At 68.2% G+C, this 15961-nt stretch carries 15 protein-coding genes, 2 tRNA genes and 1 pseudogene; 6 read left to right on the top strand and 12 right to left on the bottom strand.

Going from position 1 to position 15961, the window contains the following annotated elements; translation table 11 throughout:
- Window positions 1-11: 11 nt before the first annotated feature.
- On the top strand, window positions 12-2015 hold the full coding sequence (gene pknB, locus RM788_RS25255) for a Stk1 family PASTA domain-containing Ser/Thr kinase (RefSeq protein ID WP_315934223.1): 2004 nt from the start codon (window positions 12-14) through the stop codon (window positions 2013-2015).
- A gap of 197 nt (window positions 2016-2212) precedes the next feature.
- Here pknB and RM788_RS25250 read toward each other — a convergent pair whose 3' ends face one another.
- Window positions 2213-2857 (bottom strand): aminodeoxychorismate/anthranilate synthase component II, encoded by a 645-nt coding sequence (locus tag RM788_RS25250; protein ID WP_315934222.1) that lies wholly within the window; start codon window positions 2855-2857, stop codon window positions 2213-2215.
- A gap of 66 nt (window positions 2858-2923) precedes the next feature.
- On the opposite strand from RM788_RS25250, the gene RM788_RS25245 reads away from it, so the two are divergent.
- Entirely contained in the window at window positions 2924-4267 is a 1344-nt protein-coding gene (locus RM788_RS25245; protein WP_315934221.1) for an FAD-dependent oxidoreductase, read from the top strand.
- A 64-nt stretch (window positions 4268-4331) separates the two neighbouring features.
- On the opposite strand, the gene RM788_RS25240 is transcribed toward RM788_RS25245, so the two are convergent.
- Together RM788_RS25240 and RM788_RS25235 are read right to left on the bottom strand one after the other, a co-directional pair.
- Entirely contained in the window at window positions 4332-4490 is a 159-nt protein-coding gene (locus RM788_RS25240; protein ID WP_315934220.1) for a hypothetical protein, read from the bottom strand.
- Window positions 4490-5605, bottom strand: coding sequence for a class E sortase (locus RM788_RS25235; protein WP_315934219.1), 1116 nt, complete (start codon window positions 5603-5605; stop codon window positions 4490-4492). The genes RM788_RS25240 and RM788_RS25235 overlap by 1 nt, the downstream gene beginning before the upstream one ends.
- Before the next feature lie 144 nt (window positions 5606-5749).
- Here RM788_RS25235 and crgA point away from each other — a divergent pair, with 144 nt between their 5' ends.
- Window positions 5750-6016 carry a cell division protein CrgA gene (gene crgA, locus RM788_RS25230; RefSeq protein WP_315934218.1) on the top strand — a complete coding sequence of 89 codons (267 nt, stop codon included), beginning with the start codon at window positions 5750-5752 and terminating at the stop codon, window positions 6014-6016.
- Between the two features lie 261 nt (window positions 6017-6277).
- The gene (locus RM788_RS25225; protein WP_315934217.1) at window positions 6278-6712 is read left to right on the top strand and encodes a PH domain-containing protein; all 435 of its coding nucleotides are present in this window, start codon (window positions 6278-6280) and stop codon (window positions 6710-6712) included.
- Window positions 6713-6720: 8 nt separating this feature from the next.
- Here the strand turns inward: RM788_RS25225 and RM788_RS25220 are convergent, their stop codons facing one another.
- Both RM788_RS25220 and RM788_RS25210 read right to left on the bottom strand, forming a co-directional pair.
- On the bottom strand, window positions 6721-7386 hold the full coding sequence (locus tag RM788_RS25220) for a rhomboid family intramembrane serine protease (protein ID WP_315934756.1): 666 nt from the start codon (window positions 7384-7386) through the stop codon (window positions 6721-6723).
- A 229-nt stretch (window positions 7387-7615) separates the two neighbouring features.
- Window positions 7616-8164: a peptidylprolyl isomerase gene (locus RM788_RS25210; protein ID WP_315934216.1), complete on the bottom strand. Its 549-nt coding sequence runs from the start codon at window positions 8162-8164 to the stop codon at window positions 7616-7618.
- Window positions 8165-8227: 63 nt separating this feature from the next.
- Between RM788_RS25210 and RM788_RS25205 the strand changes: the two genes are divergently transcribed.
- On the top strand, window positions 8228-9046 hold the full coding sequence (locus tag RM788_RS25205; protein ID WP_315934215.1) for a hypothetical protein: 819 nt from the start codon (window positions 8228-8230) through the stop codon (window positions 9044-9046).
- A 582-nt stretch (window positions 9047-9628) separates the two neighbouring features.
- Here RM788_RS25205 and RM788_RS25200 read toward each other — a convergent pair.
- Both RM788_RS25200 and RM788_RS25195 read right to left on the bottom strand, forming a co-directional pair.
- Window positions 9629-10519, bottom strand: coding sequence for a MerR family transcriptional regulator (locus tag RM788_RS25200; protein WP_315934214.1), 891 nt, complete (start codon window positions 10517-10519; stop codon window positions 9629-9631).
- Window positions 10520-10571: 52 nt separating this feature from the next.
- A complete protein-coding gene (locus tag RM788_RS25195) occupies window positions 10572-11123 on the bottom strand; it encodes a DUF2020 domain-containing protein (protein WP_315934213.1) in 552 nt (183 codons plus the stop codon).
- A 120-nt stretch (window positions 11124-11243) separates the two neighbouring features.
- Between RM788_RS25195 and RM788_RS25190 the strand changes: the two genes are divergently transcribed.
- A complete protein-coding gene (locus RM788_RS25190) occupies window positions 11244-11663 on the top strand; it encodes a DoxX family protein (RefSeq protein ID WP_315934212.1) in 420 nt (139 codons plus the stop codon).
- Window positions 11664-11737: 74 nt separating this feature from the next.
- Here RM788_RS25190 and RM788_RS25185 read toward each other — a convergent pair.
- From RM788_RS25185 to gyrA, 5 genes and pseudogenes are all read right to left on the bottom strand, one after another.
- Window positions 11738-11810 (bottom strand) — tRNA-Ala (locus RM788_RS25185).
- A gap of 39 nt (window positions 11811-11849) precedes the next feature.
- A pseudogene (locus RM788_RS25180) lies at window positions 11850-11966 on the bottom strand (DLW-39 family protein); the annotation flags it as partial.
- A gap of 251 nt (window positions 11967-12217) precedes the next feature.
- Window positions 12218-12291, bottom strand: a tRNA-Ile gene (locus RM788_RS25175).
- A 65-nt stretch (window positions 12292-12356) separates the two neighbouring features.
- Entirely contained in the window at window positions 12357-13151 is a 795-nt protein-coding gene (locus tag RM788_RS25170; RefSeq protein WP_399345083.1) for a DUF3566 domain-containing protein, read from the bottom strand.
- Between the two features lie 269 nt (window positions 13152-13420).
- Window positions 13421-15946 carry a DNA gyrase subunit A gene (gene gyrA, locus RM788_RS25165; protein WP_315934211.1) on the bottom strand — a complete coding sequence of 842 codons (2526 nt, stop codon included), beginning with the start codon at window positions 15944-15946 and terminating at the stop codon, window positions 13421-13423.
- Window positions 15947-15961 lie beyond the last annotated feature (15 nt).

Here is a 15961-nt window from a genome sequence, read left to right as displayed (position 1 = left end):
ACGACGCACTGATGAGCACTCCGCGACTGCTCTCCAATCGCTACGAACTGGGTGAGACCCTGGGCTATGGCGGTATGTCGGAGGTCCACAAGGGCCGCGACGTCCGCCTCGGCCGTGACGTGGCGATCAAGGTGCTTCGAGCCGACCTCGCCAGGGACAAGACCTTCCAGGAACGCTTCCGCCGCGAGGCCCAGAACTCCGCCGCCCTGAACCACCCGGCGATCGTCGCGGTCTACGACACCGGCGAGACGCAGACCGAGTACGGCCCGCTGCCCTACATCGTCATGGAGTACGTCGACGGCCGGACGCTGCGCGACATGGTGAAGACCCAGGGTCCGCTGTCCGGCAAGCGCGCCATGGAGGTCATGGCGGACGTGTCGGCGGCGCTGGACTTCAGCCACCGGCACGGCATCGTGCACCGCGACGTCAAGCCCGCCAACGTGATGATCACCAGGTCCGGCGCCGTGAAGGTGATGGACTTCGGCATCGCGCGCGCCGTCCACGACGGCCAGGCCGCGGTGACGCAGACCGCCGCCGTCATCGGCACGGCGCAGTACCTCTCGCCCGAGCAGGCGCGCGGCGAGGCGGTCGACGGCCGCAGCGACGTGTACGCCTCCGGCTGCGTGCTGTTCGAGCTGCTGACCGGCGAGCCGCCGTTCACCGGCGACTCCCCCGTGGCGGTCGCCTACCAGCACGTGCGGGAGGACCCGAAGTCGCCGTCGTCGCTGAACCCGAAGGTGACGCCCGCGCTGGACGCCATCGTGCTCAAGGCCATGGCCAAGGGACCTGCGAACCGCTACCAGTCGGCCGCGGAGATGCGCGCGGACCTGGTGCGCGTGCTGTCCGGCCAGCGCCCGTCGGCTCCGGCCGTGATGACGCCCGAGGACCGCACCGCGGTGCTCAACCAGACGCCGCGCACCGAGGTCGTGTCGTCGTCCGGCAGGCATCGCCCGTCGGCGCTGCGCGACGAGCAGAACGAGTACGACCCGCTGGCCGAGGAGGACGCCGAGCGCCGGGTCAGGCGGAAGAAGACGACCATGATCGTCCTGGTCGTCCTGCTGTGCATCGCGGTGATCGCGCTCGCGGCGTGGATAACCACCAGCCTGATCGGCGGCGGCGACAACGCGAGCGCCGACCGGGTCGCCGTCCCCGCCGTGACCGGGAAGACCATCACGGCCGCGAAGGCGAGCCTCGAAGAGGTCGGCCTGAAGTACGCGTTGGAGCCGGTGCCGTGCCAGCCGGGTGAGAACGGCGCGACCGCGCGCTGCTCGGCCGACGACATCGACAAGGTGTTCGCGATCGCGCCGAGCGCGGGGACGTCCGTGCCGAAGTTCACCGAGATCACGCTGACCTACGGCACCAACCCGGAGCAGGTCGCCGTCCCGGACGTGAGCGGCCTGTCGGTGCAGGACGCGCAGGCGAAGCTGAGCGCCGACGGCTGGGGCTTCGCGCAGAGCCCGGACACCGTCGAGGTCGAGGACGACGCGAAGATCGGCAAGGTCGCCGAGCAGAACCCGCAGGCGGGCGTGAAGCAGGCCAAGGGCGCGGTGGTGACGGTGAAGCTGGGCAAGGGCCCGGACACCGTGCAGCTGGCCGACGTGACCGGCCAGACGATCGGGGACGCGACCTCGAGCCTGGAGGGCGCCGGGTTCAGGGTCACGACCAAGGAAGCCGACAGCAACGAGGACCAGGGCCAGGTCATCGGGCAGACCCCCGGCGCGGGCCGCGTCGCGAAGGGGTCGACGATCACGCTCACGGTGTCCAAGGGCAACCAGATCACGATGCCCGACATCACCGGCATGACCGAGAGCCAGGCGCGCTCCAAGCTGAACGGCCTCGGCTGGAACGGCGAGCTGACCGTCACGGAGAAGACCCCCGTGTCGGACATCGGCAAGAACAACAAGGTGCAGACCCAGGACCCCAAGCTGAACGCGTTGATCACGAAGAACCAGCGGGTGAACGTGACCGTCGGCGAGTTCAAGATCGGCAGTTCGGGTGCACCGTCCTCCAACTAGCGGGATGACCACCGACCCGGTGCGGATCGTCGTCACCGCACTGGCTTCGGACAACCGCACGGCAGGGCCCTCGCAGGAAGCCGCGGGGGCCCTTTCGCACATCCGGGGCGGGCCGGACGGGTCCTGATCCGGGTTCGGACAACCGCATGAGGAGGCCCCCACCGCGTCCGCGGTGAGGGCCTCGTCCGTCAGTCGGGTCAGGCGTTGTTGGCGGCCGCGGCCAGCGTGCGCATCCCGTTCTCCAGGGAGGCGATCGTGGACTCGGGCACCTCGTGGCCGCACACGGCGAGCCAGTTGGCCAGCATCCGGTGGCCGCACTCGGTGAGCACGGACTCCGGGTGGAACTGGACGCCCTCGACCGGGAGCTCGCGGTGGCGGATGCCCATGACGACCCCGGTGTCGGTCGTGGCCGTCACCTCGAACTCGGCGGGGATCGTCTCCGGGAGGATCGTCAGCGAGTGGTAGCGGGTGGCGATGAACGGGTTCGACACGCCCTTGAGCACGCCTTTCCCGGTGTGGTGGACCACGCTGGTCTTGCCGTGCAGCAGTTCGGGGGCCAGGTCCACGGTGCCTCCCCAGACCGCTCCGATGGCCTGGTGACCCAGGCAGACCCCGAGCACCGGGACGCCGTTGGCGGCGCAGTGCCGGATCACGTCCATGCTGGAACCGGCTCGATCGGGAGTGCTCGGACCGGGGCTGACGAGGACTCCGCCGACGGTCGCGATCTCGTCGAAGTCCACCTCGTCGTTGCGCCGGACCACGCATTCCACGTCGAGCTGGGCCAGGTACTGGACCAGGTTGTAGACGAAGCTGTCGTAGTTGTCGACCACGAGCACGCGCATGCCAGCAGCGTAGCGGTGACAAACCTCTCGTTAGAAGTGAGGTTAGGCTCTCCTAAACTTCAGGATATGAGCCGTTCTCTTCGAGTTGCGATCGTCGGCGCGGGTCCGGCGGGCATCTACGCCGCCGACGTCCTGGCCAAGTCCGACGCCGACGTGAGCATCGACCTGTTCGAGCGGCTGCCCGCTCCGTTCGGCCTCATCCGGTACGGCGTGGCGCCCGACCACCCGCGCATCAAGGGCATCGTCACCGCGCTGCGGCGGGTGCTGGAACGGCCGGGCGTCCGGCTGTTCGGCAACGTCGAGTACGGCGTCGACCTCAAGCTCGACGACCTCCGCGAGATGTACGACGCGGTGATCTTCTCGACCGGCGCCGAGAAGGACCGGGACCTCGACATCCCCGGCATCGACCAGCGCGGGAGCTTCGGCGCGGCTGACTTCGTGTCCTGGTACGACGGCCACCCGGACGTCCCGCGCACCTGGCCGCTGACCGCGACGAGCGTCGCCGTCCTGGGGGTCGGCAACGTCGCGATCGACGTCGCGCGCATCCTCGCGAAGACCGCCGACGAACTGCTCACCACCGACATCCCCGACAACGTCCACCGGGGTCTCGCGGCCAGTCCCGTGACCGACGTCCACGTGTTCGGCCGCCGCGGCCCGGCGCAGGCCAAGTTCACCCCTTTGGAGCTGCGCGAGCTGGACCACTCGCCGAACGTCGAGGTGGTCGTGCACCCGGAGGGGATCGAGTTCTGCGCGGCCAGCATGGCGCTGATCCGGTCGAACAAGCAGGTCGAAATGGTCGTGAAAACACTCCAGGAGTGGGCCGTTCGGGACGCGGGCGACCGTCCCCGCAGGCTGCACCTCCACTTCCTCCAGTCGCCGGTCGAGGTGCTCGGCGACGGTGAGGTCACCGGGCTGCGCACCGAGACGACGGAGCTGACCGGCGACGGCGGCGTCCGCGGCACCGGCGAGTTCACCGACTGGCCCGTGCAGGCGGTCTACCGCGCGGTCGGCTACCTCAGCACGCACCTCGCCGACCTGCCGTTCGACCACACCTCCGGCACCGTGCCGCACCAGGCGGGCCGCGTGCTCGACCTCGACGACCAGGCCATCCCCGGCGTGTACGTCACCGGCTGGATCAAGCGCGGCCCGGTCGGCCTCATCGGCCACACCAAGGGCGACGCGCTGGAGACCGTGACGAGCCTGCTCGCCGACGCCCCGCTGCTGGCCACCGCGCCCCGGCGGGCCCCCGACGCGATCGTCCGGTTCCTGGAGCAGCGGAAGGTCGACTACACCACGTTCGACGGCTGGCGGCGGCTCGACGAGCACGAGATCGGCCTCGGCGCCGACGCGGGCCGCGACCGGATCAAGGTCGTCGACCGGCACGCGATGGTGGCCGTCTCCCGCGGCTGAGGACGACGACCGGCGAACACCCCCGTGCGATTCCCGTCCGGGGGTGTTCGCGCGCGTCCGGGTCCTACGAGGGCGTCGTCACGTTGTTGAACGGCAGCAGCGGCTCGGCCCAGGGGAACACGACGAACATCAGCAGCGCGATGATCGCGAGTGCCAGCACGAGCGCCTCGGCCACGCGGACCGGCGTCGGTCCCGGCAGGTGGTGCCAGATCCAGCCGTACATCACTGCTCCTTCAGCTCGGGCGGCACGAAGCCGTTCGCCTTGGGGTAGCTCATGGTCAGCACGGCGTGCACGATCAGCCGCTGCTTGTCGGAGAACCGCGGGTGGCAGGTCGTCAGGGTCATCAGCGACGCCTGCTGCGCGGCGGGCAGCTCACCGGCGAAGTGCGGCACGGGGCTGATCACCTCGCCCTGCGCCGGGGTGACGATCTCCTGGCCGACGGTCTTCGCGTACGGACTGGCGGCGGCGTTGCCCAGGTCCTTGAGCGGGGCGACCTTCGCGCACTTCGGGTTCTTCGCCTTGCCCTCGGCCCAGCCCGCCTCCTCGGCGGTGGTCGGCAGCATCCGGTAGACGACCCAGTTGGTCTGCGTCTCCACCACGATCGCGTCGCACGAGCTGAGCAGGTCGAGGTCGTTGAACGGGGCACCCTTGCCGACCCGGTGGCCCGCCACGGAGAAGTTGCCGGGGTTGCCCGGCAGCGCGGTGCCGATGTAGTGGCCGGGACCGACCTCCAGGTTCTTGTCGGTCGTGCCCTCGACGATCGAGAAGTGGTAGTCCGGGCCGAAGACCGGGATGTACATCTTCGCGAACGCCTGGCCGTCGATCAGGTCGTACTGGACCTGCCGCTGCGGGTCGACCGGCTCGACGGTGTTCGAGTTCCACTTGTCGTCCAGCGCCGTGGTGGCCTCGTCCTGCTTCTCCGCCGAGAGGATGTCGGTGACGTAGACCTCGTAGACGACGAACAGCAGGATCACCAGACCGGCCGTGATCATCAGCTCGCCGAAGCCGCGCACGGCCTTGCGGAGCGGACCGTCGGCCGGTTCGGGCGTCGGCCGCTGGACCCGGACCGTCTCCGGCTCGTCGTCGACCGGGACGACCACCCTGGGGATGATCTCCGTCGCGCCCTCCGCGGGCAGCGGTCGGGGCGGGGGCCTGCGGGGGCCCGCACCGGCCGGAACGCGGCCGATGATCTGCGTGGCTTCAGCCGAGGACGGCCGCTGACCAGGGGCGGGCCTACCGCGAGATGGCTCCGGGGAGGCCGGGTAGGGCCTGGGGCGGGGCGCGTGTGGCGGCTGGCCCGGACGGCCGCCTTGCGGCGGTGGCGGGTCGTAGCTCACCGAGAAACCTCCCGAGCCGGGTGTGAATGCGAAAAGAGCGGATCCGCCAGCACTTCGCGGACCTGCTCGGTTACGTTAACGTGTTCCCCCAGCAGTGGACGTAAACTCGCGCCACTGGAGGGCAATACACCAGGCGAGGACAGCATGCCGAAGTCCAAGGTCCGCAAGAAGGCCGTTTACACCGCGCCTGCCGATCGCCGCACGCCGGTGAAGGTCAAGGCAGCCGGGCCTTCGCACCCCGTCTACATCGCCGTCATGCTGGGTGTGATGCTGCTCGGCCTGGCTTGGCTGGTGGTCAACTACATCGCCGGTGAGAAGATCCCGGTGATGATGGACCTGGGGTCCTGGAACTTCGGCATCGGCTTCGCGCTGATGATCGTGGGCCTGCTGATGACCATGAAGTGGCGCTGACCACACCCCGCACCGCGTTCCCGCCCAGCCCGGACCCGATCGGTCCGGGCTGGCGCGTGTCCGCCGGTCGTTCACCGGGCGTTACCGCGCGACGACGACCGATCTCGACTGGCGCTGCTGGCCCGCAGCCGAAAGTAATCCCCAGTGGGGACAACTCCTGTGGACAACTTTGCGCCATTTTGCACAAGCGCCGGTAGCGGGCTCCAGTTGTCCACAGGTTCCCCACGCCGGATGTACCACCCGTACGGGACACTCGACGGTGTGACACCACTTCCGTCGGCTGAGCCGACCACCAGGAGCTGGGCTCCGCTACCCGGCGTCGTCGCGCTGGCCTGGGGATTGGCCGCCGTCGCGCTGCTGGCGGCGCTGTGGAGCAACGAGAACACCGCACGGCTGCTGATGGGCGTGGCGGTCGTCCTGGGCGTCGTGCTCGGCGCGTACGGCACGATCGTGCGGCCGCGGCTGAGCGCCGACGACAGCGGTCTGCACGTGCGGACGCTCACGGGTGTGCACGACTTCCCCTGGCACGAGGTCAAGATCCGGCCCGTCCAGACGCGCAGGATGGGGAGGGATTCCCACAGCCTGGAACTCGACTGGGAACGCGGCGAGGACGAGCACCTGGTGGTGCTGACGTGGCTGGACCTCGGCGTCGACCCGAGGGACGTCGCCGAGGTCCTGCACGCGTTGCGGCCCTGAAGGCCTGATCAGACACCGAGCTGGGCGGTGCGCATGATCACCAGTCCGATCAGGACGACCACCGTGGCGACGACCAGCGCCGTCTGCCACAGGTCGCGGCGCTCCCGCGGGGCGAAGATCATGCCCGCGGCGATCGCCGCACCGACCGCCAGACCGCCCAGGTGCCCGAGCAGCGAGATGCCGGGCAGGGTGAAGCTGATGACCACGTTCAGACCGATGACGGCCAGCGCCGAGCCGGGGTTCAGCTTGAGCTTCAGCACGGCGATGAGCATGGCGCCCATCAGGCCGTACACCGCCCCGGACGCTCCCGCGACCGGCGTGCGGACGTCGCCGAACAGGTAGACGGCGACGCCACCGCCGAACATGGAGACCAGGTAGAGCGCGAGGAACCGCACCCGGCCGAAGACCGGTTCGAGGTCACGGCCGAGCACGTAGAGCGCGAGCATGTTCAGCGCCAGGTGCGCCGGGCCGATGTGCAGGAAGCCCGAGCTGAGCAACCTCCACCAGTCGCCCAGGTACACGGCGACCGGCCAGAGCACGAAGTCGGCGAAGAACTCGGAGTTCTGGTTGTTCGCGACACTGCTCGCCTGCACCGCGGTGAAGACGAACACCAGCACGTTCAGCACGATCAGGATCGGCGTCACCAGCGGACGGCCGCCGATCTCGGCACCCACGAGGGTGCGAGGCCTGCGGACCGTCCCCTGCGACTCCCGGACGCAGTCGACGCACTGCTGACCGACCGACGCGTCGCGGAGGCACTCCGGACACGCCGGTCGGTCGCACCGGACGCAGCGCAACCTGGTCGGCCGATCGTGGTGCCTCGCGCAGACCGGGACTTCCGGCTGCGCACCGATCGGCCCACCGGGTGGCGGTGGCACTGGGGAGTTCGTCACCGGAGTCGGATCAGGCCCGCTCGATGGAGACCTTTTCGATCACCACGTCGGTGGCGGGCTTGTCGCCCGCGACGGTCGGCGTGGCGCCGATCTTGTCCACCACCTGCTGCGACGCGGTGTCGGCCACCTCGCCGAAGATGGTGTGCTTGAAGTTCAGCCAGGTGGTCGGCCCCACGGTGATGAAGAACTGGGAGCCGTTGGTGTTCGCGCCCGAGTTCGCCATCGCCAGGATGTACGGCTTCGTGAACTGGAGGTCCGGGTGGAACTCGTCCGCGAACTTGTAACCGGGACCACCGCGGCCGGTACCGGTGGGGTCACCGCCCTGGAGCATGAAGCCGGAGATCACGCGGTGGAAGATCGAGCCGTCGTAGAAGGGCCCGGACTTGCCTCCGGTCGCGTTCGCGTCGGTGTACGTCTTAGTACCCTCGGCCAAACCGACGAAGTTGGCCACCGTCTTGGGGGCGTGGTCGGGGAAGAGGTTGATCCGGATGTCGCCCTGCGAGGTGTGCAGAGTCGCGGTCACCTTGGTCCCGACGAAGGATTCGTTGCTGTCAGCCACCACACCATCGTGCCATCCCGGGCGCGGATGTTCAGGAACGGGCAGGATGGGTATGCCTAGTGCATGACTGACCGACAGCTTCTGGAGCGCGATATGGACGAGGTGCAGGCCATGACCCGAGCCGGTGAGTCGGTCGGCAAGGCCGTCGGAACAGGTTTGCGAGCGGCGCGCCTCGGCGCGGTCCGCGCAGGCCAAGCCGGTGCGGACGCGGCTGTGCAGCTCGCGGGCAACGCGCAGACCAAGCTCGCCGAGCGCGGCGTCACCGCCGATCAGCTCCGCGGCGTGTTCGCGGAGACCGCCGACGCTCTCGCGGTGAAGGCCGAGGGAGTCGAGAAGTCGACGCGGCGCACCCGGAAGAAGCTGGCCAAGCAGCGCAAGCAGCTGGCCAAGCGCAGCGGCAAGGCCCGTGCCGACCTGATGGTGAAGGCCGACGGCGTCCGCAAGGAGGTCTCGAAGGCCGCCGAACGCGCCCGCAAGGACGCCAAGGTCCGCGCGAAGGACGTGCGCAAGGCCGCCAAGCAGGCCCGCAAGGACTTCGCCCGCGAAACCCCCAAGAGCAGGCGCTGGCCCTGGGTGCTCGGCGTGCTGACCGCTGCCGCGGTCGCCGGCTACGTGGCGCTCACCCGCCGCCCGGAGGAAGTGCACCTGCACGAGGAACCGGTCGCCGTTCCGGAACCGGTCTCCAAGCACGCGGGCAACACCACCCCCGGCACCACCCCCACCGGCCCGACCCCAACCCCGAAGCCGACCTCGACCTCGACGCCGACGCCGTCCCCCACCACCCCGACGCCGTCCCCCACGCCGAAGCCGACCGACTTCACCAACCGCTCGGCCGACGCCGAACACGCCCGCAACGGCCAGGTGGCCGACCGGAAGGTCTAACGACCTTCCGACTCCGCCACGGAAGCACAGCGATTGGGGAAAGGTGCTGAAGGCACCACCTTCAGCACACCCACCCCATAGCCACCACTTCCTGATCCACGCCGCAAGCCCCGAACCCGGCCCGCCGGGATCGGGGCTTAGGCATGTCCAAAACATGGCTAAAAATCAGGGCCAACCCAACAGGCGCAACCAAACATCCTCAGCGCGGGCACCGCGAGTTCGATCGCCCCTCGACATCCACCGCAGAACGCCGAACACCCACAAACAAAACCAAAGAAAGCCACGCCTTACCAATATCGGCGCAGCCGCCCCCTCGCACCCGGCGCGGAGCGCCCGCCGCCTTACCGACGCGCAGCGAGGTGCCCGAGTTCGGCGAAGCCGAATGCTGGCGCAGCCAGACCTACCCCTGCACCCGATCAAAAGCCATCTCTAGACGTGCCGTAGCTTGTCAAGGCATCTTTCCCGCCTTGACAAGCTACGGCACGTCTAGAACACTCGGCGACCGGGTAAAGCCGCCCGAAACCCGCGTGCCCAACACACCCCAGCACCACGGACTCCCCAACCCAACCCAAACCAACCCCCTCAAGCCGCCACCCCATGTACCCGCAAAGCCTCCCCGAACCACCTCAAAACCTCCCCCACCCCCTCCGGCGCCTCCCACCCGTTGATCACCGCCACCAACTCCCCGTACCTCTCCCGACGCGGATCCCCAGCAGCCTCCACCCGCTCAACCAACCTCCCCCCAACCCCCTCCGACCCCACAACCCCCGCATACCAACCAACCACCCTCCCGACAACCACCCCGGCCTCTCCAGAATCCACCTCCACTCCCCCACCCAACGCCACCCCGCACTCATCCCTCACCACAGCCACCAAATCCCTCCCCAACCCCACCCCATCAGCCAGGTAGTTCTCGACCACCCGCCTCAACACCCCACCAAACTCCAAATCCCGAACAAGCCCAACAAGCTCCACCCAAGCCGCAACCTGCACATCACTCGGATCCCGACACAACTCCGGCGTCATACTCCGCCGAACCCCCGGATCCACCCCCTCAAGCGCTACCTCGAGAAAGCCCCCCACCAGATCCCGCCGCTCAACTTCGGACATCCCCACCAATTCGTGCACGAGCTTCAACTCCAGAGGTGCGAGGTCGCGTTCGGCTGCGAGCCGGAGCACCGCCTGCTGTCGCCGCAGTACCCGGATCCGCACCCCTAGCGCATCGGCATGGGTTGATGCCACGTCGGAGAGCCGAAGCCCGCGGTCCAATATTTCCCGGATTTCCGGCAGGGCAACGCCAAGATCCCGCAACGTCCGCACCAGCCCCGATCGGACGATCGCGTCGTCCGAAAAGAGACGGTGGCCGTTGCGGTCGCGACCGACCGGCGGGACCAGACCGCGGTCCGCGTAGAAGCGCACGGCCTTGACCGTGAGACCGGTTCGACGGGCCACTTCACCGATGGCTAGGAGCACGCCGCCACTCTCGTACCTCCCCCGGTGGGAGGCGCAAGCCCTCAGCCCGGAATCAGAGCCCGAGCTTCTCGATGACGGACTCGGCGATGCGGCGGGCCTTGATCGTCTGCTCCTGGTTGCTGGTCACGATCACCGCGTCCACGCCCTTGGCCACGGCGTACACCGCTCCTTCCGGGGACACGAGCGATCCGCCGGTCCAGCCCTCGGGTGCCGAGGCGGGGCTGGATTGGGCGATGGGGGCGGCTCGGTCGACGATCGACTTCGCGACCTTCGCGTCGCCCGCGTAGACCCAGACGCTGAGCTGGATCTCGGTGGCGTTCGCGTAGAAGAAGCAGGCCGGGTTCGGCTTGTCCGCGGACAGCCGGACCTTGCGGACGAGCTGGCCGTTGGCCGCGGCGACGTCGGGCGACGAAAGATAGGGGCAATCACCGTCCGCAGTCGGCTGGGGTACCCCTGGAATCTCGGATGGAGCAGCGCTCGTCGTGGTCACAACGCTGTTTTCGCTGACCGTAGTCGGCGATCCAGCCACTTGCTCCGTGCTGCAACCAGCCAATACGCCGAACAGCAGCAGGGCCGGTACTGCGGATGTCAACAGGCGGTTCAAGTTAGCTGAATCCAATCAGTTTGCTGTCGATGATCGACAGGTGGACGACCTGGTCACGCAATGTCAGCGGCGTTAGCTTGATCCCTACCCTGCCGGTCGCCCTGCTAGTGAGGACAAGACATGAGCCTTATCGACCGAGGTCGAGACCACGCACTGGCTTTGTTCAGGATCGTCGTCGGCCTGCTGTTCACGTGCCACGGACTCCAGCACGTGTTCGGGTTGTTCACGACGAAGCCCGCCGTCCCGCTCACGACCTGGCCCACCGGGCCGGCTGGTCTGATCGAACTCGTCGGCGGGTCCTTGGTCCTGCTGGGACTGTGGACCAGGGTCGCCGCGCTGATCACTTCGGGTTCCATGGCGTACGCGTACTTCACCGTGCACCAGCCGAAGGGTCTGCTGCCCATCGAGAACTCCGGCGAACTGGCCGCCGTGTACTCGTGGGTGTTCCTGCTGCTGGTCTTCACCGGCTCCGGCGCCTGGGCGCTGGACAAGGTGCTGGCGTCCCGGCGTCAGGGTGCGCCTGAGTTGCAGACCGCTTGATCTGCAAGACCGCACGCGCGAACAAGCCCCTCCCCGCAGCGTGGCGAGGAGGGGCTTGTTCGTGAGTACTTCGGTGGAGACGAGGGGAATCGAACCCCTAACCCCCGCCTTGCAAAGGCGGTGCTCTGCCAATTGAGCTACGTCCCCTTTCGGGGGCCGGCAGTTCGCCCGCCCTCGCAGGGTTCAGTCCGTGGGGGCGGTGGCCTCGCGCCAGAGGTCAGCGTCAGCCTTGGCGGCCTTGCTGCGCTTCACGAACAGCAGCACCGCGCCTGCGACCGCAACCAGAGCAATGATCTTCTTCATCTTCGAAAGCTCCTGTCCAGGTTCCCCGACACATCCGCCGAGGTCCAGCACTACAGCAAAGACTCTAACCCGAAGGGCGGGCGGGAGAGCGGCGAACCACCACCGAACCAACCGGCAGATGCCCACTCAGCCAACCACCGGGGGTCCAGGGGGCTCGCCCCCTGGTGGGGGTTTGGGGGTTCAACCCCCAATGTAATTACGAATCGATGAAGGCGGATGCTTTACATCCGCACAGTTCACCTAATCGATCGTGGGCCTAGGAGGACTCGAACCTCCGACCCCTTCGTTATCAGCGAAGTGCTCTAACCGTCTGAGCTATAGGCCCTTGGTGCAACGACAGGAAGATTACCGCACTGCCTGTCGCTGCCCCAAATCGGGGGGGTACCAGGATCATTCGCGCTCGGAGAGCGTGACCTCCAGGCCACCCGCGAGGTCCGCGGAAACGTTGTAGACGAACGCGCTGACCGTGGCCAGCGCCGTGAACAACACGATGTTCACCGCGCCGACGATCGCCGCGACGCCGAACACGCGGCCCGCGCTGATGAGCGGGTCGCCCGCCTGGTCGCTGCCGGACAGCAGGTCGTCGGCGGTGGTGTTGATCTTGTCCCAGACGCCCATGCCGTTCAGCACGCCGTAGAGCACGCCGATCGCCACCAGCCACACGAAGAACAGCGCCACGCTCAGCACGAGCGCGAGCTTCAGCACCGACCACGGGTCGACGCGCTTGACCTGCAAGCTCGCCCGACGCGGTCCGCGGCCGGGCCGCCTGGCGCTGGGCGCCGCGGCGGTCTGGCGCGCGCTCGACGAACCGAGGTTCACCGAGGTGCGGTTGCCGCCCGCCTGCTGCGCCGCCGACCCCGTGACGACCGGGCGCGCGACCGCGACCGTATCCGGGTCCTGCGCCGGGTACGCGGGCTGGGGCTCGGCGGGCGTCGACTCGACCGGGGTCACGTCGTCGCTCGTCGGGTAGCCAACCGTTTGCGCGTCGGCGTACTTCTGGTCGCTGGTCACCCGCTGCCAGGGCGGCGGGGCGGCGGAGACCAGGTCGAGGCCCTCGGGCGGAGTCACCGCGGTGGGCGCCTCCGCCTTCGGCGCGACCTTGGTCTCCGGCTGCTCGGTCGCCTTGGCGTCCGGCTTGGCCGTCGGTGTCGACGCGTTCTGCTTGTCGGTCGGGGCCTGCTTCACGGCGTCCGACTGCTTGGCAGCGGGCTGCCCCGCCGCCGGTGTCGAGGGCAGGTTCGGCTTCGCGAGGGAGACGGTCGCTCCATCGGGTACCGGCGGGGCCGAGGCCTTGTCCGCACCACTCGGCTTCGCGGCCTTGTCGGCGTCCTTGGTCTTCGATCCCTGATCACCACCCTGGAGCACGGGTTTGGTGATCACCGCCGTCTTGTCCGCGTCCCGACCGTCCGGGTTCTCGGATGAAGTCACGAGCTGTCCTCAACCTCTCGTCCGCGTTAAATGGCGGGTTCGGCCGCGTCCCCGTCAACGGGGACGTCATCAATGGGGACGTCGGAAGGCTCATCGGCGTTGCCTGCGACGGCGATCAGGGTGGTGCCTTCACCGAGGTTCATCAGCCGCACCCCCTTGGTCTGCCGTCCCGCCTTGCGAACCTCCTTGGCGCTGGTCCTGATGACCCCGCCGGTGGAAGTGATCGCGTACAACTCGTCGTCGACGTCGACGATGAGCGCCCCGACAAGCCTCCCACGCCTGCGGTCGTGCTGGATGGTCAGCACACCCTTTCCACCACGACCCTGGACCGGGTAGTCCTCGAGGGGCGTCCGCTTGGAGTACCCGCCGTTCGTGGCGACCAAAACGAACTTGCCCTCTTCGACAACACCCATCGACAGCAGCTCGTCGCCGCCGTTGAAGCGCATGCCGAGGACGCCCGACGTCGCGCGGCCCATGGGGCGGAGCGCTTCGTCGGTCGCGTGGAACCGGATGGACTGGCCGTCGGTGGAAACCAGCAGCAGGTCGTCCTCCGCCGAGCACAGCACAGCTCCGACGAGCTCGTCGTCGTCGCGGAGGTTGATGCCGATGAGACCACCCGATCGGTTGGAATCGAAGTCCGACAACTTGGACTTCTTGACCAAACCGGTCTTGGTGGCGAGCACCAGGTAGGGAGCGACCTCGTAGTTCTTGATCTGGATGACCTGGGCGATCTCCTCCTCCGGCTGGAACGCCAGGAGGTTCGCCACGTGCTGGCCGCGCGCGTTGCGGTTGGCCTCGGGCAGCTCGTACGCCTTCGCCCGGTACACGCGCCCCTTGTTCGTGAAGAACAGGATCCAGTCGTGCGTCGAGCACACGAAGAAGTGCGCCACGATGTCGTCCTGCTTGAGCTGCGCGCCCTGGACGCCCTTGCCGCCGCGCTTCTGCGCCCGGTACAGGTCGGTCTTGGTGCGCTTCGCGTAGCCGGTGCGGGTGATCGTGACGACCACGTCCTCGACCGCGATCAGGTCTTCCATCGACACGTCGCCGTCGAACGGGATGATCTTGGTGCGCCGGTCGTCGCCGTACTTGTCGACGATCGCCATCAGCTCGTCGCGCACGATCTGCCGCTGGCGCTCCGGCTTGGCCAGGATGTCCTCGAGGTCGGCGATCTCCAGCTCGATCTCGGCCAGCTGGTCGATGATCTTCTGGCGCTCCAGGGCGGCCAGGCGGCGGAGCTGCATCTCCAGGATCGCGTTCGCCTGGGCGTCGTCGACCGCGAGCAGCTCGATGAGGCCGGTGCGCGCGATGTCCGGGGTCGACGACCGGCGGATCAGGGCGATGACCTCGTCGAGCATGTCCAGCGCCTTGACCAGGCCGCGCAGGATGTGGGCGCGCTCCTGGGCCTTGCGCAGGCGGAACCTGGTCCGCCGGACGATGACCTCGACCTGGTGCCGCACGTAGTGCCGGATCATCTGGTCGATCCGCAGCGTGCGCGGCACGCCGTCGACCAGCGCCAGCATGTTCACGCCGAACGAGTACTGCAGCTGGGTGTGCTTGTAGAGGTTGTTCAGCACGACCTTCGCCACGGCGTCGCGCTTGATCGTGATCACGATGCGCATGCCGCGGCGGCTGTTCGACTCGTCCGCGATGTTCGCGATGCCGGTCAGCTTCTGGTCGCGCACCAGCGCGGCGATGTTCTCGACCAGGTTGTCCGGGTTCACCTGGTAGGGCAGCTCGGTGACGATCAGGATCGTCCGGCCCTTGGCGTCCTCGTCGATCTCGATGACGGAGCGCATCTTCACCGAGCCGCGGCCCGTGCGGTACGCGTCCTCGATGCCCGAGTTGCCGAGGATCAGACCGTAGGTCGGGAAGTCCGGCCCCTTGATCCGCTCGATCATCGCCTCGAGGGTCTCCTCGTCGGAGGCCTCCCAGTTGTCCAGCGCCCACACCACGCCCGCCGCGACCTCGCGCAGGTTGTGCGGCGGGATGTTGGTGGCCATGCCGACCGCGATGCCCGAGCTGCCGTTGATCAGCAGGTTGGGGATGCGCGCGGGCAGGACCGTCGGCTCCTGGATTCGACCGTCGTAGTTCGACCTGAAGTCGACGGTGTCTTCCTCGATGTCCGCCAGCATGTGCATGGCCAACGGGGTGAGCCTGCACTCGGTGTAGCGCATCGCGGCCGCGGGGTCGTTGCCCTGCGAGCCGAAGTTGCCCTGGCCGTCGATCAGCGGGTACCGCTGCGACCACGGCTGGGCCAGCCGCACGAGCGCGTCGTAGATCGACGAGTCGCCGTGCGGGTGGTAGTTGCCCATCACGTCGCCGACGACGCGCGCGCACTTGTTGTAGCTGCGGTCCGGCCGGAAACCGGAGTCGAACATCGAGTACAGCACGCGGACGTGCACGGGCTTGAGGCCGTCGCGGACATCCGGCAGCGCCCGACCGACGATGACGCTCATCGCGTAGTCGATGTAGGAGCGCTGCATCTCCTGCTGGATGTCGACCATCTCGGTGCGGTCGTGGTCGGGCCCCGGAGGCAGAGTCGTCTCGGTCAAGGTTCTTCTTTCCTC

Origin of the sequence: Umezawaea sp. Da 62-37 (assembly GCF_032460545.1) — a bacterium.
Classification (GTDB): Bacteria; Actinomycetota; Actinomycetes; order Mycobacteriales; family Pseudonocardiaceae; genus Umezawaea.
Note: the sequence above shows the minus strand (reverse complement) of the source record. Positions and strands in the feature narration are given on the sequence as shown.

Bases quoted from the DNA above. Each gene is read 5' to 3' on its own strand.
- pknB (WP_315934223.1), top strand. From the start codon at position 12: ATGAGCACTCCGCGACTGCTCTCCAATCGCTACGAACTGGGTGAGACC.
- RM788_RS25250 (WP_315934222.1), bottom strand. From the start codon at position 2,857: ATGCGCGTGCTCGTGGTCGACAACTACGACAGCTTCGTCTACAACCTG.
- RM788_RS25245 (WP_315934221.1), top strand. From the start codon at position 2,924: ATGAGCCGTTCTCTTCGAGTTGCGATCGTCGGCGCGGGTCCGGCGGGC.
- RM788_RS25240 (WP_315934220.1), bottom strand. From the start codon at position 4,490: ATGTACGGCTGGATCTGGCACCACCTGCCGGGACCGACGCCGGTCCGC.
- crgA (WP_315934218.1), top strand. From the start codon at position 5,750: ATGCCGAAGTCCAAGGTCCGCAAGAAGGCCGTTTACACCGCGCCTGCC.
- RM788_RS25205 (WP_315934215.1), top strand. From the start codon at position 8,228: ATGACTGACCGACAGCTTCTGGAGCGCGATATGGACGAGGTGCAGGCC.
- RM788_RS25190 (WP_315934212.1), top strand. From the start codon at position 11,244: ATGAGCCTTATCGACCGAGGTCGAGACCACGCACTGGCTTTGTTCAGG.